The following is a 214-nucleotide window of genomic DNA, read 5'->3' on the forward strand; positions in this document are numbered from 1 at the left end:
CCAAGGTGAACAGGTTGTGCACCTCTATGTTCTTCAATATAGGCGACTTCATTGAATTCTTTATGTGTATCAAGTCCGATAAAAAGTATGCTATGTTTATTCATGTTAGCCTCTGCTGTTTAGTTAATTGATAAACTAATTATGGCTCTGGCTTTGAATTAAGCTAACCCACGAAAAGCGGAGGCTAACACCGTGTGGGAGTCATTATGTCTAT

At 38.3% G+C, this 214-nt stretch carries 1 pseudogene; it reads right to left on the reverse strand.

From position 1 onward, the window contains the following. Window positions 1-104, reverse strand: a pseudogene (locus tag H5200_RS24585) (IS110 family transposase); the annotation flags it as partial. Between the last annotated feature and the right edge of the window lie 110 nt (window positions 105-214).

The organism is Pseudoalteromonas sp. SG43-7 (assembly GCF_014164295.1).
Taxonomy (GTDB): Bacteria; Pseudomonadota; Gammaproteobacteria; order Enterobacterales; family Alteromonadaceae; genus Pseudoalteromonas; species Pseudoalteromonas rhizosphaerae.